The sequence below is a fragment of the Bradyrhizobium sp. C9 genome (genome assembly GCF_002532045.1).
Taxonomy (GTDB): Bacteria; Pseudomonadota; Alphaproteobacteria; order Rhizobiales; family Xanthobacteraceae; genus Bradyrhizobium.
Genome location: NZ_NWTG01000072.1, coordinates 1 through 607, shown reverse-complemented (window position 1 = coordinate 607; position 607 = coordinate 1). Strand labels below are relative to the sequence as shown.

Below are 607 nucleotides of genomic sequence, written 5' to 3'. Positions count from 1 at the left end.
TACATTCATTCCCTTTCTATTCAAATACTGATTGCAAATATTCATCTGAATATGGACACCAACCTTCGTCATCAGTCATTTCTTTTTTAAGTTGTTTCCAGTTTGAAAACTGACCAATAATAGAATCGTTGTCTCCACACGTCTCACAATAATCTTCAACTTCTTCTAATTCTTTTTCTGAAGTATTTTCTGACATCAGATAAAGTCCTCCGCCCAAATGGTCTTCAACTACCCAATATTTTTTCATTCAAACCCCTCTGGGACTTTGATTTCTGGCGTTTTATACTTACTTAGCTTATAGTCGTCAAGTTCTTCAATTTTAGCTTTAAGGTCATGAGCACTTGATTCTTCCTGTTGCAATCTCCGCCATTCAGTAGGGTTATAAAGTTCAGGGTTTCCAGCCTTAGCAACCATCATTGCTACCAAGCTATCTTTATCAAGTTCTTTCTCTTTAACCTTTACTTTTTCAACGTTTCCGTCAGCGTCATATATTGTTTCTGTTTCTTTTAGCGTTCTGACTGTCAGTTTGCTCGCTAAGGCACTTTCGGCTAGTTCTAATAGATTTCCCCTAGCAATGCTTTTAGCTTCGTCATACGCCTTTATATTG

At 37.1% G+C, this 607-nt stretch carries 2 protein-coding genes; both read right to left on the bottom strand.

Annotated features, from left to right (window positions below; genetic code table 11):
- Positions 1–16: 16 nt before the first annotated feature.
- Positions 17–247 (bottom strand): hypothetical protein, encoded by a 231-nt coding sequence (locus CO675_RS39620; RefSeq protein ID WP_036853254.1) that lies wholly within the window; start codon positions 245–247, stop codon positions 17–19.
- Positions 244–607, bottom strand: a 364-nt coding sequence (locus CO675_RS39615; RefSeq protein WP_097677274.1) for a bacteriophage terminase small subunit, incomplete at its 5' end; no start/stop codon positions are given. The genes CO675_RS39615 and CO675_RS39620, both read right to left, overlap by 4 nt.

Coding starts and splice junctions, on each gene's coding strand:
- CO675_RS39620 (WP_036853254.1), bottom strand. CDS start 247: ATGAAAAAATATTGGGTAGTTGAAGACCATTTGGGCGGAGGACTTTAT.